Origin of the sequence: Endozoicomonas sp. (genome assembly GCF_051008435.1) — a bacterium.
Classification (GTDB): domain Bacteria; phylum Pseudomonadota; class Gammaproteobacteria; order Pseudomonadales; family Endozoicomonadaceae; genus Endozoicomonas_A.
Genome location: NZ_JBPCXO010000202.1, coordinates 16,817 through 36,883, shown reverse-complemented (window position 1 = coordinate 36,883; position 20,067 = coordinate 16,817). Strand labels below are relative to the sequence as shown.

19 protein-coding genes and 5 tRNA genes are annotated in these 20,067 nt (G+C 44.7%); 20 read left to right on the top strand and 4 right to left on the bottom strand.

Annotation, left to right across the window (positions count from 1 at the left end; translation table 11 throughout):
• Positions 1 to 66 precede the first annotated feature (66 nt).
• From uvrC to ACR2PX_RS10260, 11 genes are all read left to right on the top strand, one after another.
• On the top strand, positions 67 to 1,920 hold the full coding sequence (gene uvrC, locus ACR2PX_RS10310) for an excinuclease ABC subunit UvrC (RefSeq protein ID WP_433999270.1): 1,854 nt from the start codon (positions 67 to 69) through the stop codon (positions 1,918 to 1,920).
• Between the two features lie 240 nt (positions 1,921 to 2,160).
• The gene (pgsA, locus tag ACR2PX_RS10305; protein WP_433999269.1) at positions 2,161 to 2,727 is read left to right on the top strand and encodes a CDP-diacylglycerol--glycerol-3-phosphate 3-phosphatidyltransferase; all 567 of its coding nucleotides are present in this window, start codon (positions 2,161 to 2,163) and stop codon (positions 2,725 to 2,727) included.
• Positions 2,728 to 2,830: 103 nt separating this feature from the next.
• Positions 2,831 to 2,913 (top strand) — tRNA-Gly (locus tag ACR2PX_RS10300).
• A gap of 34 nt (positions 2,914 to 2,947) precedes the next feature.
• Positions 2,948 to 3,030: transfer RNA gene (locus ACR2PX_RS10295), tRNA-Gly, on the top strand.
• Between the two features lie 34 nt (positions 3,031 to 3,064).
• A tRNA-Gly gene (locus tag ACR2PX_RS10290) sits at positions 3,065 to 3,140 on the top strand.
• Between the two features lie 90 nt (positions 3,141 to 3,230).
• Positions 3,231 to 3,304: transfer RNA gene (locus tag ACR2PX_RS10285), tRNA-Cys, on the top strand.
• A 64-nt stretch (positions 3,305 to 3,368) separates the two neighbouring features.
• A tRNA-Leu gene (locus tag ACR2PX_RS10280) sits at positions 3,369 to 3,455 on the top strand.
• 583 nt (positions 3,456 to 4,038) lie between these two features.
• Positions 4,039 to 4,440 (top strand): type IV toxin-antitoxin system AbiEi family antitoxin, encoded by a 402-nt coding sequence (abiEi, locus tag ACR2PX_RS10275; protein ID WP_433999268.1) that lies wholly within the window; start codon positions 4,039 to 4,041, stop codon positions 4,438 to 4,440.
• The gene (locus ACR2PX_RS10270) at positions 4,430 to 5,353 is read left to right on the top strand and encodes a nucleotidyl transferase AbiEii/AbiGii toxin family protein (RefSeq protein ID WP_433999267.1); all 924 of its coding nucleotides are present in this window, start codon (positions 4,430 to 4,432) and stop codon (positions 5,351 to 5,353) included. The genes abiEi and ACR2PX_RS10270 overlap by 11 nt, the downstream gene beginning before the upstream one ends.
• 428 nt (positions 5,354 to 5,781) lie before the next feature.
• Positions 5,782 to 6,060 carry a transcriptional regulator gene (locus ACR2PX_RS10265; RefSeq protein ID WP_433999266.1) on the top strand — a complete coding sequence of 93 codons (279 nt, stop codon included), beginning with the start codon at positions 5,782 to 5,784 and terminating at the stop codon, positions 6,058 to 6,060.
• Complete coding sequence (locus ACR2PX_RS10260; protein ID WP_433999265.1) at positions 6,057 to 7,337, top strand: type II toxin-antitoxin system HipA family toxin; 1,281 nt, start codon at positions 6,057 to 6,059, stop codon at positions 7,335 to 7,337. The genes ACR2PX_RS10265 and ACR2PX_RS10260 overlap by 4 nt, the downstream gene beginning before the upstream one ends.
• 252 nt (positions 7,338 to 7,589) lie before the next feature.
• Here ACR2PX_RS10260 and ACR2PX_RS10255 read toward each other — a convergent pair whose 3' ends face one another.
• Positions 7,590 to 8,144: a cysteine hydrolase family protein gene (locus ACR2PX_RS10255; protein ID WP_433999264.1), complete on the bottom strand. Its 555-nt coding sequence runs from the start codon at positions 8,142 to 8,144 to the stop codon at positions 7,590 to 7,592.
• Between the two features lie 96 nt (positions 8,145 to 8,240).
• Here ACR2PX_RS10255 and ACR2PX_RS10250 point away from each other — a divergent pair, with 96 nt between their 5' ends.
• The 5 genes from ACR2PX_RS10250 to ACR2PX_RS10230 all read left to right on the top strand — a co-directional run bounded on the left by ACR2PX_RS10250 (position 8,241) and on the right by ACR2PX_RS10230 (position 13,262).
• Positions 8,241 to 9,233 (top strand): GlxA family transcriptional regulator, encoded by a 993-nt coding sequence (locus ACR2PX_RS10250; RefSeq protein ID WP_433999263.1) that lies wholly within the window; start codon positions 8,241 to 8,243, stop codon positions 9,231 to 9,233.
• 106 nt (positions 9,234 to 9,339) lie between these two features.
• Entirely contained in the window at positions 9,340 to 9,600 is a 261-nt protein-coding gene (locus tag ACR2PX_RS10245) for a hypothetical protein (protein WP_433999262.1), read from the top strand.
• A gap of 482 nt (positions 9,601 to 10,082) precedes the next feature.
• Positions 10,083 to 10,607, top strand: coding sequence for a hypothetical protein (locus tag ACR2PX_RS10240; protein WP_433999261.1), 525 nt, complete (start codon positions 10,083 to 10,085; stop codon positions 10,605 to 10,607).
• A gap of 35 nt (positions 10,608 to 10,642) precedes the next feature.
• Positions 10,643 to 11,254 (top strand): hypothetical protein, encoded by a 612-nt coding sequence (locus ACR2PX_RS10235; RefSeq protein WP_433999260.1) that lies wholly within the window; start codon positions 10,643 to 10,645, stop codon positions 11,252 to 11,254.
• Positions 11,244 to 13,262, top strand: a complete 2,019-nt coding sequence (locus tag ACR2PX_RS10230) for a DNA phosphorothioation-associated putative methyltransferase (RefSeq protein WP_433999259.1) — start codon at positions 11,244 to 11,246, stop codon at positions 13,260 to 13,262. The genes ACR2PX_RS10235 and ACR2PX_RS10230 overlap by 11 nt, the downstream gene beginning before the upstream one ends.
• Here ACR2PX_RS10230 and ACR2PX_RS10225 read toward each other — a convergent pair.
• A complete protein-coding gene (locus tag ACR2PX_RS10225; protein WP_433999258.1) occupies positions 13,246 to 13,677 on the bottom strand; it encodes a hypothetical protein in 432 nt (143 codons plus the stop codon). The genes ACR2PX_RS10230 and ACR2PX_RS10225 overlap by 17 nt on opposite strands.
• 90 nt (positions 13,678 to 13,767) lie before the next feature.
• A complete protein-coding gene (gene tusA / locus ACR2PX_RS10220; RefSeq protein WP_433999257.1) occupies positions 13,768 to 14,025 on the bottom strand; it encodes a sulfurtransferase TusA in 258 nt (85 codons plus the stop codon).
• A 99-nt stretch (positions 14,026 to 14,124) separates the two neighbouring features.
• Here tusA and dndB point away from each other — a divergent pair, with 99 nt between their 5' ends.
• Genes dndB through dndE form a run of 4 tightly spaced genes read left to right on the top strand, consistent with a single transcriptional unit; the run spans position 14,125 to position 19,136 of the window.
• Positions 14,125 to 15,222: a DNA sulfur modification protein DndB gene (dndB, locus tag ACR2PX_RS10215; RefSeq protein ID WP_433999256.1), complete on the top strand. Its 1,098-nt coding sequence runs from the start codon at positions 14,125 to 14,127 to the stop codon at positions 15,220 to 15,222.
• The gene (dndC, locus tag ACR2PX_RS10210) at positions 15,219 to 16,766 is read left to right on the top strand and encodes a DNA phosphorothioation system sulfurtransferase DndC (protein ID WP_433999255.1); all 1,548 of its coding nucleotides are present in this window, start codon (positions 15,219 to 15,221) and stop codon (positions 16,764 to 16,766) included. The genes dndB and dndC overlap by 4 nt, the downstream gene beginning before the upstream one ends.
• A complete protein-coding gene (gene dndD / locus ACR2PX_RS10205; RefSeq protein WP_433999254.1) occupies positions 16,763 to 18,796 on the top strand; it encodes a DNA sulfur modification protein DndD in 2,034 nt (677 codons plus the stop codon). The genes dndC and dndD overlap by 4 nt, the downstream gene beginning before the upstream one ends.
• Positions 18,786 to 19,136 carry a DNA sulfur modification protein DndE gene (gene dndE, locus ACR2PX_RS10200; RefSeq protein WP_433999253.1) on the top strand — a complete coding sequence of 117 codons (351 nt, stop codon included), beginning with the start codon at positions 18,786 to 18,788 and terminating at the stop codon, positions 19,134 to 19,136. Before dndD ends, dndE begins: the two co-directional genes overlap by 11 nt.
• A 15-nt stretch (positions 19,137 to 19,151) precedes the next feature.
• Here dndE and ACR2PX_RS10195 read toward each other — a convergent pair whose 3' ends face one another.
• Positions 19,152 to 20,066, bottom strand: a complete 915-nt coding sequence (locus tag ACR2PX_RS10195; RefSeq protein WP_433999252.1) for a hypothetical protein — start codon at positions 20,064 to 20,066, stop codon at positions 19,152 to 19,154.
• Between the last annotated feature and the right edge of the window lies 1 nt (position 20,067).

Genomic DNA, 20,067 nt, shown 5'->3' with positions numbered 1-20,067 from the left:
AAGAGTAGGTCTGAGAGCATATTTGTCAGTATACTGTGCGAAATCAACCGACAGTATTTGTAATTCATGACAGGCTCAACGGCTCAGGGTGAAGATCAAGAGCGCTTCGACCACCAGGCTTTTCTGAAAAAGGCACCTAAACAACCAGGTGTCTATGACATGAGAGACGAACTGGGTAATACCCTTTATATAGGGAAGGCGAAAAATCTCAAAAATCGCCTGTCCAGCTATTTTCGTCCTACTGGTCTGACCACCAAAACTATGGCACTGGTCAGCAAGATTCACAGTATAGAGGTCACCATCACCAACTCGGAGTTGGAGGCCTTACTGCTGGAACAGAATCTGATTAAAGACCGGAAACCTCCCTACAATATTCTCCTGAGAGACGACAAGTCTTACCCGTTTATTTATCTGTCCGTTGAAGATGAATACCCTCGCGTTGATTATCAAAGAGGCCGCAGCAAAAGCAAAAAAGGGTTGTTCTTTGGGCCTTACCCCAGCGGCGGTGCAGTGAAGGAAAGCCTGAATTTACTGCAAAAAGTCTTCAAGGTCAGGCAGTGCGAGAACAGTTATTTTCGCAATCGGAGTCGTCCCTGTTTGCAGCATCAGATTCATCGATGTAAAGCGCCCTGCGTGAATCTGGTCAACGAAGAAGAATATTTACAGGACGTGCAGGATACCCGGCAGTTTCTGGAAGGCAAAAGTCAGCAGTTGATTCGACGTCTGATCAAAAGAATGGAAAAAGAATCGGAAGAACTCAGGTTTGAACAAGCGGCTGAAATTCGTGATCAAATCAGCCAGCTCAGGCATGTACAGGAGCAGCAGTCAGTCACACGTAGTACGGGCGATGCGGATATTGTCGGATACAGCCAGCAGATGGGAAAAAGCTGTTTTGCCGTGTTGTTTGTGCGAGACGGTCAATTGCTCGGACACAAAAGTTATTTTCCTAACTTCAGATTGGATAACCAGGCAGAGGACAATCTTTCAGAGTTTCTTGCTCAGTTCTACATCAAGCTGGCTCATAGCCGAAACTTTCCGTCCGAAATTATTCTGCCGATGGTCATGACCGACGAAGGTGTTCTGGAGCAGGCTATCAGTCAGGTGTCAGGTAAAAACGTAAAAGTAAAAAATAAAGTTCGGGGTGAGCGTCAGGACTGGCTGAAACTGGCAGAAAAAAATGCGGTGATGAGTTTGCAGACCGAACTGGCGGGTAAAACCCATCAACGCAAGCGAACCGAGCAACTGGGTCAGTTGTTGAAGATAAAAGAGCCGCTCAAGCGCTTCGAGTGTTTCGACATCAGTCACACCATGGGTGAGGCTACGGTGGCTTCGTGTGTCGTATTCAATCAGGAAGGCCCGGATAAAAGTCAGTATCGGCGCTTTAACATTACCGGTATTACTCCGGGCGATGATTACGCGGCCATGAAAAAAGCCCTGCATAAGCGCTATCAGAGCCTGGCGGAGCATCCGGAAAACACACCGGACCTGATTCTCATCGATGGGGGTAAAGGCCAGCTGAGTATGGCTGAAGAGGTCATGTATGAGCTTTCGCTGCAACATATTCCTTTATTAGGCGTGGCAAAAGGGGTATCCAGAAAGCCGGGCTTGGAAACCCTGATCTATCAGGGTAAAGAACTGCCTGCTATGGAAAAGGATGGGGCACTGCTGCTCATTCAGCACATTCGCGACGAGGCACATCGCTTTGCCATTACCGGTCATAGGCAAAAGCGCAATGCGGCCAGAAAACGTTCAACACTGGAAGATATTCCCGGTGTAGGTGCAAAGCGGCGGTCTGCATTACTCAAATTTTTTGGTGGTCGCCATGGCGTGATCAATGCACCGGTCGATGAACTGGCTAAGGTAGAAGGAATCAGCCAGAAACTGGCAGAACAGATTCATACTCACTTGCATGGATCATAGTTTGTACTCTGCCCCTTGACTGTGTAACTTATGCGCCTGTAATAAATTTTTAATGACAGCCTGTACCGACTCCCTCAATGCCTGCGCTTTTTTAGATCAAGAGAGTAGCGGTATGATCGTACCGGACTGTTTTTCACACACGAATACAAAGGGTTGGAGAAGGTTAAGCTCGGGTTCAGTGAAACATCTGCAGACTTTAAGGCTTCTCCTGCCCGTCATCATGGTTAGTAATCTTTTGCTATGAATATTCCCAATATTCTGACATTGCTGCGCATTGTTCTTGTTCCATTTCTTGTTTTGATTTTTTATCTGCCTCTTGAGATGCGTTACACCCTCTGTGCCGGCATCTTTGCAGTAGCCGCAGTCACCGACTGGTTCGATGGCTACCTGGCCAGACGCTGGGATCAAACAACGCCTTTTGGTGCTTTCTTTGACCCTGTAGCGGATAAAATTATGGTGGCAACAGCGCTTTGTCTGTTGGTCGAAGAGTTCCGGGCGGTCTGGATGACCATTCCTGCCATGATCATTATCGGTCGTGAAATCGTCATCTCTGCATTACGTGAATGGATGGCAGAGTTGGGCAAGCGTACCAGTGTTGCTGTGAACATGATCGGTAAATTAAAAACGGCTGGCCAAATGATGGCGATTACCTTGCTGTTGTTTGCGCCGGTGCCTCTGGAATCCATAATTGGGTATGCAGGATTGGCGCTGCTTTACATTTCCTCCATCCTGACACTTTGGTCCATGTATGTGTACCTGCGTGCCGCATGGCCGGATCTGACCCCATTCTCTAAGGCTGAAAACTAATTCGTTGCCGTAATCTATTGACAGCAGACGAAAAATTCTTAAACTACGCAGCATCTTCGACGGACACGAAGCCCAAGCGGGTCAGGCACTGACGAAGATGAGCGCAGGAATAGCTCAGTGAGTAGAATACAACCTTACCAAGGTTGGGGTCGCCTCAGAGTTAAAGAGTGAGTCTCGTTTCCTGCTACGGACTTTGAAGAAGTCTTAAATTATCTTCAATGCGGGAATAGCTCAGTGGGTAGAGCACAACCTTGCCAAGGTTGGGGTCGCCTCAGAGTTAAAGAGTGAGTCTCGTTTCCTGCTACGGACTTTGAAGAAGTCTTAAATTATCTTCAATGCGGGAATAGCTCAGTTGGTAGAGCACAAACTTGCCAAGGTTGGGGTCGCGAGTTCGAGTCTCGTTTCCCGCTCCAGTTTGAACGCAGAGTGATCTGTGTGGAACGAGAAGGTTGGAGTCGTCTTTTTATAACAAGGGCGAGTCTAATATCCCGATCCAAATTAAAGGCGAGTTAGCAAAGCGGTTATGCAGTGGACTGCAACTCCATTTAGACCGGTTCGACTCCGGTACTCGCCTCCAAACCTTGAAAGAACAGGCTAAGCGCCTGTTTTTTTACGGCTCGAATAGGTAGACTATTCGTGTCGCCCGGGTGGTGAAATTGGTAGACACAGCAGACTTAAAATCTGCCGACCTAACAGTCGTGCCGGTTCGATTCCGGCTCCGGGCACCATACAGAAAGGCTATCGATGATTCGATAGCCTTTTTTTATATCTACTATAAATATTCCACACAATATTCACTTGTTGTCGTATGTTGTTTCATCCTTTCCAGAATATCGACAATTAGCATTTCCTAATGCTCTCGGGCGACCTCCATACAAAAGAATAACAAATGCTAATGGTGAGCTTTTCTCAGTATTAGGCAGAGCATTCGAAGAGCTTTCTTGTAACCGGATAAAGTCATCACACTTTGAAGTGTTAGCCTGGTCTCTTGGTTGTGACATAAGGTGATCAGGCAGATTATCGTCGACAAAGCAGGGCAAGATTGCGTGATGGTTAGAGGCAGGCTTTAAGTGTACATAAAAGCCTTTAAAGAGTGTCTTTTGTGTAGACTTAATGTGGATGCAATTATGTAGATAGAAAAGACAACTTTATGTGTTTTTGGAGTCTACTTATAAAGATGAACCAGTCTACAGCTATGCAGAGGCTGTCTGAATTAGATAAGAAAGGCCGCTATGTTTTCACAGCCAGAGATTTGGCAAAAATTTTCTCTGAAGCAGCCCTCGTGCCCTTCAGGCTGGTTTGAATCGCCTGGTGAAGCAAAATCTACTGATTCGTGCAGGTAAAGGGATTTTTGTATTTGCCCTGGCCAGGGACAAGGGGAAGGACACTCTTGAACTTATTGCCAAAGCCATGCGGCGTGGAGAATATAGCTATGTTAGCCTTGAGTCTGCATTGTCAGATTATGGCGCTATTTCGCAGATTCCCATTGATCGCTTAACGATTATGACAACAGGGCGAAAAGGTGAGTACAAAACGCCCTTTGGTACCATCGAATTTACTCATACAAAACGCACCATGGCTCAGATCGTTAACAGCATGCTTGTTACAGGAAAGCCACTTCGAATGGCCACCAAAGAAGCTGCCTGGAGAGATTTAAAGCGGGTAGGAAGAAATACACACCTTGTTGATGAGCAGGTTCTTTATGAAGATTGATCCGGCTGACTTCAGTTACCTGGTAGACAGAGCATTAACTAACGAGCAGTTAGCTAATATGCGACCTGTTATAGAGAAGGAGCTCCTTCATTATGACATTCTATTTTGTCTGGATCAGGAAGGACTGCTGGATAAATTGGTTTTTCAGGGGGGGACTGCCCTAAGACTCTGTTATGGAGGTAAACGGTTCAGTGAAGATCTGGGTTTTGCTGGAGGAACCGACTTTTCTTCAAAGCAATTATCTTCAATGAAAGCCTGTATCGAAGATTACCTTGGTAAGCGCTATGGGCTGGAAGTTTTTATCAAAGAACCGGCTAGCCTCAAATCTGATCCACAGTACGCTGAACTTAAAGTCGACAAATGGCAGATTTCCATAGTGACCGCTCCTGATCGAAAAGACGTTCCCAGGCAGCGTATCAAGCTTGAAGTAGCCAATATCCCTGCCTATACCCGCACGACACAGTCACTGTTAAAAAATTATGATTTTCTGCCGGACGGTTATGAAGACACGCTGATCTATGTTGAAACACTCAATGAAATTATGGCGGACAAATTAATTGCTTTACCTGCCACCCGGCGCTATGTCCGCTATCGTGACTTTTGGGACCTGATCTGGCTGAAGCAGCAGGGGGCTGTTTTGGATGAAAAGTTGGTAGCTAGAAAAATAAAGGATTACCAGTTAACCGACTTTGAACAAGCTTTGACTGAGCGGATAGAATCGTTTTCCAAAATACTGGCCAGTGGTGAGTTGGAGTCAGAAATGAAGCGATTTATTCCAACAGACGTCTATGATCGAACATTAGCGAAAGACAAGTTCTTGGGCTACCTGGACATTACTCTTCATGAGTTATTTAAGCAGCTTCAGTCCAGGCTGTATGCGGAGCCTGACAAAGGCAACGAGTTTTTATTATAGGACTCTCTATACGATTACAATTCTATCCCTTTATCCTTTCATGGGGGGTGTTGGGTCACCCTTGTATCCAGGAATGTAGCTCCTATGCTATATGCCAAAATAATATTTCTAGCTATCAATGATTGAGTCGTGTTGAGTCTGCTGACCTTGAAGTTAGGCTGCTTCTATAGCAACTGGAAGAAGGAACGCTATCGATTATCGTATTTTGGAGGCAAGGGCAGATGAACATATCCTACCTTTTAGAAAAGCATCATCTAGGTCGAGCTATTTTTCCGGAGATCAATCGTTGTTTCACCGATGTGGGTATTTTTCTCAAGCATGGCATGGTGGTTGATAGAATTCCAATAAAAGACATCATAGTATCTAATAATTGGTAATTATGGGGATAATGGCTACAATAATATCTATATATAAGCCATTGGATAGCTATGAGCTTACTCTCATTATTGACACCTTCCGAGGTCCAGGAACAGCTGGCTGCAACGGTTATGGCCAAACGAAAAGTTAAAGGCTGGTCACGTCAGTCACTTGCAGAACGCAGTGGCGTTCCCGCACCCACCATTAAAAAGTTTGAAACTACCGGTCAAATATCACTCAGACAGTTCATCCTGCTCTGGCAATGTGTCGATCAGCTTGAGAATCTCTATGCCCTGACGAAAGAAGATGAAGTACTCCCCTCCAGTATTGATGAAGTACTGAGACAATGAAGGTTCGCAAACTCAGCGTACACCGTCGTTTTAGCCAGGGTGCTGAACAGAAAGTAGGGGAGTTGGCTCAGAACCAGCAAGGTATTTTTTTTCAATACGACAAAACCTATCTCGATCAGTTTCATAGTCTTTCTCCATTCACGGTACCGTTTGATGCATCCCTGCATCGGGGACCGCATGAGCCTCATCAAGGTTTGCAGGGAGTGTTTGCTGATTCTTTACCGGATGGTTGGGGCCTTCTTCTGATGGATCGAGTATTTCGTCAGAAGGGTATTCTTCCTCATCAGGTCACTCCCCTGGATCGTTTGGCTTTTATTGGCCAAAGGGGGACGGGGTCACTGAGTTATTTGCCTGCTACAGAGTATGAAACAGAGCAAGATGAGAGACTCACCGATATTGCAATGCTTGGGCTGGAGGCTCAGCAGATATTCGAAGGTGAGACAGACGATATCCTGCCTGCTCTGGCTCAGGCTGGCGGCTCCGGTGGTGCGAGGCCAAAGGCGTCTGTATGGATTGATCCTGATAATCCCTACAAAGTCAGCACCCTGGCTAAACAGGGTTTATCGCCTTGGCTGGTAAAATTTACGTCCAAAAGTTTACCCCTGGGCCATGAAGAAGGCCTTTGTGAAGCAGCCTGGTTGACAATGGCAGGCAAGGCCGGGTTAACGGTACCTAAATGGCAGTTGATACATGAAACTGGCGGATCAGAATCGATTGCCTGGCTGGCCCTGCAACGATTTGACTGCTCTCAAGAACAGCCTGAGCAAGGCCGTTTGCATATGCATACTTTATGTGGGCTTATGAATGCAGATTTTAGAAAGCCTTCTATGGATTATGATGATCTCTTGAAAGTGAGCCAGGTGCTTTGCCAGAACCCGGCTGTTGCTCAGGAACAGTTTACCCGATCCATGTTCAATTTGTTTGGCCTTAATCAGGACGATCACACCAAAAACTGGTCATTCCTAATGGATGATTTGGGCCAGTGGTCATTGGCTCCTTTCTACGATGTTACTTTCAGTCCCTCACCTTACAACCAGCACATGATGGCTTACCTGGGTTATGGCTCAGAGCCTCCCGTCAAAGCAGTTCAGAAATTAGCCAAGCAGGCCAATATCGCAACCTGGAATCAGGCTAAACAAGTCATTGAGCGTGTACTGGATGCATTACAGGATTGGCCAGAGCTTGCGGCAGATTTCGACGTTAGGCCAAGCACGAAGAAGCTGATTGCCAGGCAGCTGAATGAATGCTGGAAGGAGAATAGAGGGTTGTTGAAATAATACTGGGAATAGCGCCATGCCAGCTGGACCCGCTGGCAGATCGGTTTGAGCGAGACAAACCCATTCTTAACGCCAATTACTCCGTATTTAACTGATGAAGAGTTAGGCGTCTGACCAAGAATTGCGTCCGTTCTTTCTGAGCTTCAAGCCGGGCTGTCTATTCACGGTCAGGCTCCTAAATAGAGATGTAGCTGTTGTAACAAAGCAACAACTGCCAGTGCTGTACACATGTATCCGGTTGAGGATAGACTTTTATATCTGCTGTTCGAGCCACTGTTGGGTTGAAACCACATCGGCATAGGCAAAGCTCAGAGCGGACATAAATGCAGCATGAACATCTTCTGCCGCTACGTTCCTGCCATTAAACTCAACATCCTTTGACGCGCAGGCATCTTCTATAACAGTAACGTTATAGCCAAAATCACCAGCTGCACGCGTAGCGGCATCTATACACATATGACTCATAGCCCCTACAAGCACCAGGTCTTTTATGTTGTGTTGATCAAGTAACGCTTTGAGGTTGGTTTGATGGAATGAATTAACTGCATGCTTGAGAACAACCGTTTCGTTGTCCAGCGGCAGCATATCGGAATGAATTTCTGCCCCAGTGGAACCAGCCAGGAAGAACGGGGCATTATTATCTTCAAACTCATGCCTGACATGGACAACCAGGTCTTCGCTGTTACGGACAGAGTCCAATACAGTACGAGCATTTCTTGATGCCTGCGCTATATCGTGCAGTGGCCACAGTCCGCCAGGGTAATAATCATTTTGAAGGTCAATGACAAGCAGTGCGCGTTGGCTCATGAGAAGTATCTCCTTGTTGATAGTGGCCCTAGTTTATGAGGTTGTGATTCTTTTGAAACTTGGCAAATTTGACATAATTCGTGCAATATTTGTCACATGATTAAAGAAGTACACTCTCAGAAAGAACGAATCAGCGTTTCAATCCTCACCTATCCTCATGCTCAGAAGGCAGCCATTTATGGTTTGATGGATCTGCTGAATAAGGCTAATGATTTTTATCAGCGCGATCGGGGTGAGGGGTCAGCTGAATGTGTCTTCAATGTGATCACAAAAGAGGTTGAGTCGGAGTCGCTGGGACAGAGTGATTCATACACTAGCAGTGTCGTGATTATTCCTCCCTGTCTTGGGAGTATGCCGACAGAGTCTGCCTCATGGCCGGGCCTTCTGACGCTCTGTCATCAAAAAGGGGCTCTGATCTGCTCAGTCTGTGCGGGTGCACTTTACCTGGCTCAATCCGGATTGCTGGATAATCGCCCGGCCACCACGCACTGGAGTCTTGAAGAAGAGTTTCTTGGCCGGCATCCCCAGGTTCAGCTTAATATCGACAAACTGCTCATAGACGATGGCGATATCATTACCGCCGGAGGCCTGATGGCCTGGGTCGATCTAGGTTTAAGGCTGGTAGAACGATTTATGGGGTCTGCGACTATGCTGACCACAGCTCGATTCTTTCTAGTGGATCCCGGAGGGCGGGAACAAAAGTATTACAGCAGTTTTTCACCCAGTTTCGGACATGGGGACGCTGCCATTCTAAAAGCCCAGCACTGGCTGCAAAAACATTTTAATGAACCGCTGACAGTCCCCATGATGGCGAAAGAAGCCTGTCTGGAGGGGAGAACGTTTATCCGACGCTTTCAGACCGCGACACGATTAACACCATCGAAATACCTGCAACAGCTGCGAGTAAGCAAAGCACGGGAGCTAATGGAGTTGTCTCGCATGAATATTGAAGAAATCGCCTGGCAAGTGGGTTATGAGGATGCCAGTGCTTTTCGCAGGGTATTTCAAGCGATCACCGGTCTTACCCCCAGGGATTATCGGAAACGTTTTTCTCCTTTGCGGAGTGATGAGATCAACATTAAAACCTAGAAATAGTTTAACAATCATGCAGTCTGAAAAAACGGTCGTTTTTTAGACTGCATGATTAAATGGTGAGGAAGCATTTTTTCTCACTTAATGGCCTGAGAAAAATAGCATGAAGTTATACAAGGTGTCCTCAGACACAGCAGCCTATGGCTCGTTGGAAATTTTTAATACTGAAGAGCTTATGGCTGCATTCGGTATTGTTAAATACCGGAAAATCCGCTCTATTCAGCAACCCATTGCCGACAAGTGGCCACAAAGTCATGGCGGATTTTATGAAATATTTTCTGAGGAAGCTAAAGAGCTGACGGAACTCCCGGATGTGTATCTATGGATGGATGGATGTATTTCTTGTACTCTCACCAAGAGCTAAAGAGCTACTTTCCCCAGTACTGAACCTGTTGGGTGAGTTTCTACCTTTTGAATGCCGTGACGAAGAATATTATGTCTTTTCTGTACACAGTGTGATTGAGCCAGCCCCCTCAGAGTCGAATATCCTATCCAATAACGGTGTATTTGCTGGAGTCTCATCATTATCATTTAGGCCTGAGGCAGTAGGTACTCAAATTCTATTCAAAACAAGCTTTGACCGCTTTAGCCACCTTTATTGTACCGAGAAGTTTAAGGATATTATCGAGTTAAACGGTCTAAACGGTATTCTGTTCTCATCCGATTTTGGGCATTAACCCGGAGCTGTACCTCATAGTCGAATCCATAGAAAGAGTTATTATCAGTGGATACAACTGGAAGTCAGACCGCTGAATAATCAAGAAGCCCTCAAGCAAAAACTGGAAAACCTGGGTCTGAAACTCGAAACAGGCGATATCCCCCCCAACATTAAGGAAGAGTTGAATTATGACCTTCTTCAAAATAGTTAGTGATGATCAGTTTGGTGAGCTTTTCCCAGATGTTGAAACCATCATCGCTCTAAGTAAGCAGCCTTCAGAGCTGGCTATGGCCATGGATGAAGGGGAGTCATTGGCAGAGTTCTGGGTAAAATGTGAAGGTATTGTAGAAGATGACCTTGAACGCGGTGATATTTGCAGGCTTCAGGTGAATGAGTTAATGCTCTCGGAGAGAGCCTATAAAGCGCTTAAGCCATTATTGGTGGGTGTTGGGGAGGTTTTACCGGTTTCTTACCAGGGGGCTGATTGGTGTTTTTTGAATGTGCTAAATGCTATTGATGCCGATGAGAGCAAAAGCTATCAAAACGAGTTCAGTCAGGTAGAGAAAATTGCATTCAAAACCAGTGATATTGAGGGGCAAACCGTTTGGACTTCTGCCTTTGGTCATTTCTCATACCTCTATTGCAGTGAGAGGTTTGTTGAGCTTGTCCAAGAGTCGGAGTTAACTGGACTAATGTTTGAGCAAGTATCCTAGTTCTATATCGTTAATGTTCCTTGAGGCTGGTATCTTTGGCTATAGTGCTGATCATTAAAGCTATAGCGGTGGGGAGCTGGATCATCAATCAAAGACTCAGCCAAATGTGCAGCCGACACTTCAGCTATAGAACGCTAATCTGCTGTGGTGAGACTTTTGCACGTGAGAATATTGATAATCTCCCTCTGCAGGAGGAGAGCTGGGAAGCTATTTCAAAGCTTGCCAGGCACGTTCTTGATCCAGTGGTTGGGCAGTTTGGTGACATAGAGCTTACCTATGCTTTTTGCAGTCGCAAGTTGAGTTTAGCCATTGCGAAAAACAGTCCTCCACGTATTGCGCCAAAGCTGGATCAACATGCGGGTTATGAGTTAAACAGCAAGGGTGAACGAGTCTGTGAGAGAGGTGGGCAAGCCTGCGATTTTTTGGTGCCTGATATCCCATCTACAGATGTTGCACGCTGGTTGGTTCAGCATTGCCCATTTGACCGGCTTTACTATTATGGCGCTCGTTTACCTATCCATGTCAGTTACTCCGATTGTCCAAGCCGAGAGGTATGTTGGCTGAAAGGGCCTCGATTTGGCAGGCGGCAGCCATATCGCTACACTGTTGAAGGCTTCCTTGAACAGCTATCAAGATATGAACCCTGATCAATATCATGAGTGTGTGAATGATTTAGCCATTGGTAAAAAGCTGCCTAAAGCTGTCTACCTTCATAAGTCGGCACTGCCCGATATTGACGAGCAGCTCAGAAGCTTTGCTCTTATTCAGGTGTCAGTAATAGGGCTTGAGGAACATGATTGGGATATCCTCAAGTTTCATAGAGACAGCTTCAAACTTACCCTTCTTAGCTACCCCACGTTTTTTTCGGATGCTTATCCAGCCTTAAAAAAAAGCATCAGCATTGATCTTACCAAGCAACGGTGTAAAGAGACTTGTTATCAGAAGACAGACAATCCACCCATACTGCACCGCAAAGAATTAATGCTGCAGGCTGAATCACCCCACTATGAAGATTTTTGCCTTATTACTCAGGAAGGTGAGCTCGCAGGGTTATACGAAAATAGTAAAGCCATAGGATTTAAACGTACTTGGGAAAGCCTTCTGGAAAGTAAAGGCTATGTGCTGGTTGATGGTCGGTTATTTCGTTCGGCGGCTGTTGATTCATCCGAAACAAAATCGATCGACAGGCATAAGACCGCATTATCCAGAGATGACCTGTCCACTCCGATGAAATCACTGGCTAATCATGGCTATTTGGATGGCAGAATGTCTGTGTTCGATTACGGCTGTGGGCATGGTGACGATCTCAGAGAGCTGGAAGCACATGGCATCACCGCGCAAGGCTGGGACCCAAACTGGCGTCCAGAAGGCGACAAAGTCAATGCAGACCTGGTGAATCTAGGGTTTGTTATCAATGTAATTGAAGATATTGAAGAGCGGGTGGATGCTCTTTTAGGGGCATGGAGGCTCACTGATAAATTACTGGTCATTGCTGCTATGTTGGGAACTGACGCCCACATTAGCAAGTTCAAAGCTTATAAAGATGGAGTGATTACTTCAAGGAACACATTCCAGAAATACTACAGTCAATCTGAACTGCAAAGTTTTATTGAGCAAGTTCTCGAGGAAGAACCGATAGCTGTAGGCCCCGGCGTATTTTACGTATTCAAGGATAAAGAGGAAGAACAACTATACCTTGCTAACAAAGGTCGGCAGCGATGGCAGCAATTGTCTCAGAAAACTATACGAGTTCCCAAAGCCCAGCAAGTTCTGGAGCAATATTCTATGTTAGTTCAGTCATTTTGGGAAAGGTGCCTTGAGCTTGGGCGACTTCCTGCACAGGAAGAGCTTGATGCCAGCGATGAAATAAAGGTGTGCCTGGGGTCACCCAAACAGGCTTTTAAGCTGGCTTGCCTTAAATATGATCAGGATGACTTCTTCCGTTCAGAGCAGCAAAGGAAAGAGGAGTTACTGATCTATTTTGCCCTGCAACTCTTCAGCAAGCGCCGCCCCTACAATAGCATGCCTGAACAGCTAAAAAGGGATATCAAAGCATTCTTTGGAAATTACCGCTTAGCTACAGAGGAATCTAAAAATCTGCTTTTCTCCCTTGCTCAGCCCGATTTAATTGACCAGAAATGTGAAAAAGCTTACCAGTCTCTACCAGCCAGTATTTTAAATATCAGACATTCTCTAATCCTGCATACCCGTTTTATTGACCAGCTTCCCATAGAGTTACAACTCTACATTGGTTGTGCGACTCAGCTCTATGGAGAAATAGAAGAGATAGACCTGATAAAAATCCATATTCGCTCAGGAAAGCTGACACTCATGGCCTACGATGGCTTTGAAACCCAGCCTTTACCCATGCTGCGAGAACGGATCAAGATCAATATGCGGGCAGGGCGGATAGAGTTTTTTGACTATGGGTATGGCGAGTATGAGCCTCAACCGTTGTACTGGAAATCTAAGCTTATTGATGACTGCTTTGCTGATTGTAAAAAGCAATTATCTTTTGACCAAAGGCTGCAAGAGATGCGGTTGCTTGAAGAAAACAAGAATTTTGGTCCAGTCATGAATGATCTGACCAAGGCGTTGAAGGAAGTGCATGGTGTTGAGATAAGGGGGTATCGTTTTTTCAAGGTAGATAGCTGAGTCCTAGCTTGATACGAAAAATACGATTTTTATAGTGCTCAACAGGATGCTTTACAAAATTTCTGGTGAGCAATATCAGGAACTTAATCTGGGGCCTCTTGAGGTTCAAGCGACGGAGCATGCTTTTGAAATCACTCTCACCATTATAATCATCAAGAGCCAGGTCTAAAACCCAGGCAAATTCAAAAAGATCAGCGGAGTGCTGTCTTGACACCCTTGAAAGCAGAGCATCGAGTTGTCTGCGAACGGCGTAGGCTGTCGAGTCAAACTCGACAGCTATAGTTCGGTACGGAGTGTTGTTGGCTTTGAGCTCAAGAAGTTGAAATTCATCCTTTGATAGAACACTGCTCAGTTCACTAAAAAGAGCTGAAAAAGCTTTTGGGAGTATGCAGCCTCCTTCCGAAGAAAACTGCATCTTAACAACAGGCTCCCTAGAGTATTTTAGCTGAACAGCTTGAACTGGATTCTCCATACCGACTCCACTTATCTTGAGATCAAGGAAGAATTACTCCCCCTTCTTCAAGTGATAAAAAAATTTACCATCAATTTCTTTGTGATCTAACAGTTCATGTCCCAAGAACGAACAAAACTTGGGAATATCCCTTTGGGTCGATGGATCTGTAGCAATCACTTCCAAAATTTCACCTGCCTTCATTTTCCTGACTGTGTTATGAAGCATCATGACAGGCTCAGGACAGTTTAGCCCTTGTGCATCAAGGGTGTGGTCAATTCGATAGTTATCTACGAGTTCTGATACGGACATTTTATATAACACGTAAGTCTTGGCTTGTTTGTCATTATCTTACTATTTTCACTTCCAGTGTATAGATGTACAATGTATTTTTTACATACAGATGCCAGCATGAGCTCCAATCATTTACGTGAATTTAACCATACCTTTCCGGCGGTAAGAGGGATACAATCCGGTCGACCATGCTACATTGCCATGTGTCCCATGCGTCTTATCCCTAAGATCTTTGTCTTTGACGAAGAAGAAGTTCCACCTGAACTTCGGGCTCAGCGTACTCTGAATCGCTCTCGTATTCCTGAAATGGCAAGATACCTTATTGGCAACAGAGAGGATTACACCCTTTCTGCAATCACGGCTTCCATTAACGATCAGGTTCATTTCGAGCCTCTAGCTGATACTGGGGTAGCAGTTAACCTTGGTCTTCTATCAGTGCCTATGGATGCTCAAATTCTCATTAACGATGGCCAGCACCGCAGGGCAGCTATCGAGGATGCCATCAGAGAAAACAGTGAACTTGGGCATGACAACATTCCCGTTCTTTTTTTCATAGATGAAGGCTTGAGGCGTAGTCAGCAAATGTTTGCGGATCTCAACAAACATGCCGTACGCCCTAGTGAGTCACTGAGTACTTTGTATGATCATCGTGATCCAAGCTCAAATATGGCTCGTTACATTGTTGATAATGTTTCATGCTTTAAAAAGTTGACTGAGCTTGAAAAATCGAGCATTTCCAACCGAAGTATCAAGCTATTTACATTGAGCAGTGTAAAGCTGGCCAGTCGCAGCTTGTTGAGAAAAGGACTGAAAGACAGTATCAGCCAGGAAGAAATGCTCCTTGCAACCGAATATTGGGAAGCAGTTACTGAGGCGATGCCTGACTGGAAAGATGCTGAGAGTCGTAAAGTATCTTCAGCAGAACTCAGAACGAATTTTGTACATGCTCACGGAGTGACTCTCCACGCTTTAGGGTGTGCTGGCGCTGATTTGCTAAGCCAACATCCAGAAAGCTGGAAATCCCGATTGCAAGAGCTGAATACTATTGACTGGTCCAGAGCAAACAAGGAACTATGGGAAGGACGGGCTCTGCTGCACGGCAAGCTGAGCAAGGCACGAACCAATGTAGCTTTGACGGCAAACGTAATTCGTAAGGCTCTGGGTGTAATGCTCAGTCCATCAGACGAGTCTCTTGAAGAGACATTTATATCATGACCGAAGAAACCCTTTTATATTCCAGCATCGATGAAATGTTGGAAGACGTGGACAGCCCTTATGCGGGTCGTCCACTGAAAGACCTGTTACATGAAATCCAGGAGCTGTATCGTCATGACGATAAGCCCTGGGTGATTGGTTTTTCTGGCGGTAAAGATTCAACAACGATTTTATCACTGGTATACACAGCACTTCTCAAACTGAAGCCAGAAGAACTGAACAAGCACGTATATGTTGTTTCTTCTGATACGCTGGTGGAAACGCCTGTAGTTGTTGACCAGATTAAGCATGTCATTGTTGCTATAAACGAGGGAGCTAAAGAGCATGGTCTCCCTATGACCGCTCATCAGGTGTTCCCAAAAACCGATCAGACATTTTGGTCAAATCTGCTTGGTAAAGGCTATCCAGCACCAACTACTTCTTTTCGTTGGTGTACAGAACGGATGAAAATCGATCCAGTGAGCGACTTTATTATGGATAAAGTCGCTCACTTTGGTGAAGTAATTGTAATTCTTGGCTCTCGTAGTCAGGAAAGTTCGTCTCGTGCTCAAGTTATTGCCAAGCATAAGATTGACGGTAGTTTATTGGCACGCCATACGTCATTGCCAGGTGCATATACCTACATGCCAATCGAAGACTGGACTCATGATGAAGTCTGGATGTATCTGCTGGCAACTTATGCGCCATGGGGTGGAACCAATCGCGAGCTGTTTGATCTCTATAAAGGTTCTAACGCTGGTGAATGTCCTCTGGTTATAGATACGAGTACACCTTCTTGCGGTAGCTCTCGTTTTGGCTGCTGGACTTGCACAGTTGTTACCAAAGATAAAGCGATTGAAGGTTTGATTGAGAATGGTGCGACCTGGATGCAGCCTATGCTGGAATTCAGGCAAAAACTATGGGATACAACGAGACCTGAAAATAAAGAAAGCATACGTAATAAGCGTCGCCGTAATGGTTATATCTCATATGTCTCAAGTGGAAAGATTAATGAAGATGGTAAAAATGAGATTAAACGTTCCTTTGGTCCCTACCTTCTTGAATATCGCCAGCAATGGTTGAAAGAACTTTTAGAGATTGAGAGAAGTATTAGGCAGCAAGGGCATGATATCGAACTTATAACTCGGCCTGAGTTACATGCAATTCGCAACGAATGGTTACACGACCCTCTTGAGCCAGATTGGTCTGATCAATTGCCTTCTATATATCGTGAGATATATGGAAAAGATCTAGATTGGGTTGAAAATGATGCCGGTGCATTTACTAAGCCAGATTCTGATTTACTTCGTGAACTCGAACAGAAGCATGACGTTCCTGCTGAGTTGGTTATGAAATTAATTGAACTCGAGTTGTCTATGGAAGGGCTTAGTCGGCGGAAGGGGTTAATGGGTAAATTAGATAGTCTTTTACGACAGGACTGGGTTGAAGAAGAAGCTCTTTCGCATCGCAAAGATGTAGTTACAAAATTAGATGGTTATAAAACTGAGTTAAATGCATTGCGAGAAAGATATGAAGACCTTACTAAGTCAGAGGTTCAGTCATGATTCTTGAAGAGCTGAAGATCTGTGACTTTAGAGTTATCAGCAATGAAGAAACCATCAGCTTGGCTCCGCAGGTGCGTGATGGTCGCAAACGCCCCATCGTATTATTTGGTGGGCTAAATGGTGCAGGTAAAACCACAACGCTGACGGCTGTTCGTCTGGCTCTGTATGGCAAGCACAGCTTGGGTAGTAGTGTTTCTATTCGGGAATATCACGAGTACCTGAAAGATTCTATTCATAAGAGCAAAAAGGCCAAGATACAGAAAAACGCTGCAAAAATTCATCTGACTTTTAGCTATGCAACCCGTGGCGAAGTATCTCTCTATACCATTAAGCGAGAGTGGACAGCTAATGGCAGCAAAGTCCATGAAATCCTCAAGATTGAGAAAGATGGAAAAATACTGAGTCTTACTTATGACCAGTGTCAGGGTTTCCTGAACGAGCTGATTCCTATTGGCGTATCTGATCTGTTTTTCTTCGACGGTGAAAAAATTGCTGAACTAGCAGAAGATACGACTGGTCGGGCTTTAGGTACTGCCATTAGGAAGTTGCTTGGTTTGGATGTCATAAACCGCATGCGTGATGACCTGGCCATTTACCTGCGGGAAAAAAACACCGCGTCTATGCCAGAACAGCATCAGCAAATAATCAGTACTCTTAAAGAAGAATATGATGTTGCCTATGCTGCGTATGAAGCTGCATTGAATGAGCAAAGCGAAGCTGTGCGTCAGGTTGTAGCAATCGACATCGATATCAAGCGATCTGAGTCTTATATTTCCAGCAAGGGTGGGGCTTGGGCACGCTCAAGAAATGAAGAACAGGTAAGACTGGAACAACTGATAGCAGAAAAGAAATATCTTGAAGAACAGATTCGAACAGCTATGGGGGCAGGTTTCCCTCTGGTACTGGCTATTGGCTGTGTTAAGAATTTGCTGACCCAGCTTGAAAAAGAACAGGATTTTAAAAAGCAATCCATTCTCAAGGCTAGCCTTGACCAGAAGGTAGAACTGCTGAAAAGTTCGCTATTGCAGTCACTCAATGACAAGCAAGCGGTTGAAAGCGCAATCAGTAATGCTTTCGCTGAGCTGTTTGATGAAATAGAACAGATTGATATTGTCCACGATTGCTCTGAACGCCAGTTCAACCGCGTTCAACTATTGCTGGAAAATATTATACCTGCTTCAAGACAGCTGATGCTGGATATGGGCAAGCAGCTTGCTGATATTCAAAATCAACTGGATCATGCCAGTGAAAACCTGCAACGTGCACCAGATGAAGCTTTCCTTAAGGATGAGCTTGAACAGCTTCGTGAGCTGAATGAGAAGAGAACAGCCGAGAACAACAAAATGGCTGTTGCAAAAGATGATGCCAAAAGAGCCTTGCGTGAAGCTATGGATCTCATGCGTCAGATGCAGAAGAAAGAGCAGGAATTCAGTGCTAACTTCTCAAGCAACCGTGCCTACCAGATGGCTCAGCGTTCCAGAGAGCTACTAAATGACTTTGCATCAAAAACAACCGTCAATAAAGTGAAGCAACTGGAAGAAGAATTTGTTAAATCCTTCAGAAAGCTGGCACGTAAGGAAGATATCAGCCTGCAGGCACAGATTGACCCAAAAAGTTTTGACGTTAAACTGCTGGACAAGCAGGGTAATGAAATCAATAAACAGCAGCTTTCTGCTGGTGAGAAACAGATTTTTGCGATTTCTATCCTGGAAGCTTTGGCTCGAACATCCGGTAGAAAACTGCCTATCATTATCGATACGCCATTGGGTAGGCTAGATAGTAAACACCGTGGCAAGCTGGTGGAAAATTACTTCCCAACAGCCAGTCATCAAGTAATTATCCTTTCTACGGATACCGAGATTGACCAGAATTACTTCAAACAACTGTCACCAAATATTTCTCATGTCTATGAAGTGGAATACTTCCCGAAAGAGGGCAATTCCGAGTATCTGAGAAAACATTATTTCGGCTTCAAGATGACTGAAGATACTGAAATTAAAGAGCAGGAGCTGGCTGAAGATGTTGCCTAATAGAATTCGTATATCCAAAAAGGCTACAGACCTGCTGGCAAGGATGAAGGGTAATACCGGACTGACGCCCAATATTCTGGCTCGACTGGCTATCGCCCATTCTCTGGAAACGGGCAGCCTGAGGAAGAAGGTTAAAACTGAGCTAGACGGTCAGGAATTTAATACCAATACCTTGCTTGGCGAGCAGGCTGATGTTTATGCCATGCTTATACGTCAGCAATCTCAGGATATTGAAATTTCCAAAGCTGTGGCTCAGCTTGTTGATGATGGACTTGGGGTCTTTTCCGGGGTTAATGATCTTTCGGATTTGGTTTTGAAATGTAATGGAAAAGTGGCATGAGCCACTTTTCTTTATTTATTCGTAAAAAGGCTCTTCATAATCTAACGCCCTCTGAATATGTGTTTGATTACATTGCAAACCATCAATTTGATGACCTCTTTCCAAAAGGGTTATGATCCTATAGCGATCTAAATATACTGAGGCAGTAATATCATTGTGATCAATTGGTTTGCCGCTAATTTTTCTTGTGTCGTATGGTATGCATATAATTGTTGAGAAATTATTGTTTAACCTCAATAAATTACCAATTTTTAAGGGTTCCCCTTGTTTATTTGGCCACTCCTTTCCCGTGGCACATTGAGCAAAATAAATTTGGGAGTATTTTTTGTAAGAATCTCCTGGAATATGCAGCCAAGCTACAACATCTAAACCATTATCTCCTGTATTATAGGGAGAGAAGTCATCTTCCTCAAAATCAATATTTACACCCAAGTCTCTAGCTAACTTTTCGAGCTTTTGAGAAATATGACCAGAATATCGTTCAATTTCTAGTCCTGATTTTCCAAATACGTGACACTCTGCCAATGGAGGTAAATAACCTTGTAATGCAGTAGCGCATACTTGTTCAAAATCCCGACGTAAAGAAGCGTTATCATCTACTTTTGAGCTATACGAGCACAAGAGTAAAAATATATAGTATCTATTAATATTTGATATGTTGTCTTTAACTTTTATGGTTTGATTTCGCTCGATAGAAAAGGGATAACTTTCCCCATAAATTTCAGCACGACACTCTAGAAGCTCATAGCAATCGTTGATGAAGAGCTGATCTTGTTCTTCTTCATCTTCTCCTTCATCTAATATCCTTTCTGTTACATCATCTTTTGATATTCCATCTTCATCTTGCACTAAGGCAAGCATCTCAATAAAGTCTACAAAATATGGTTTTAGTCGTCTGGATACTGATGGAGCTGTTGATAAATCAAACATC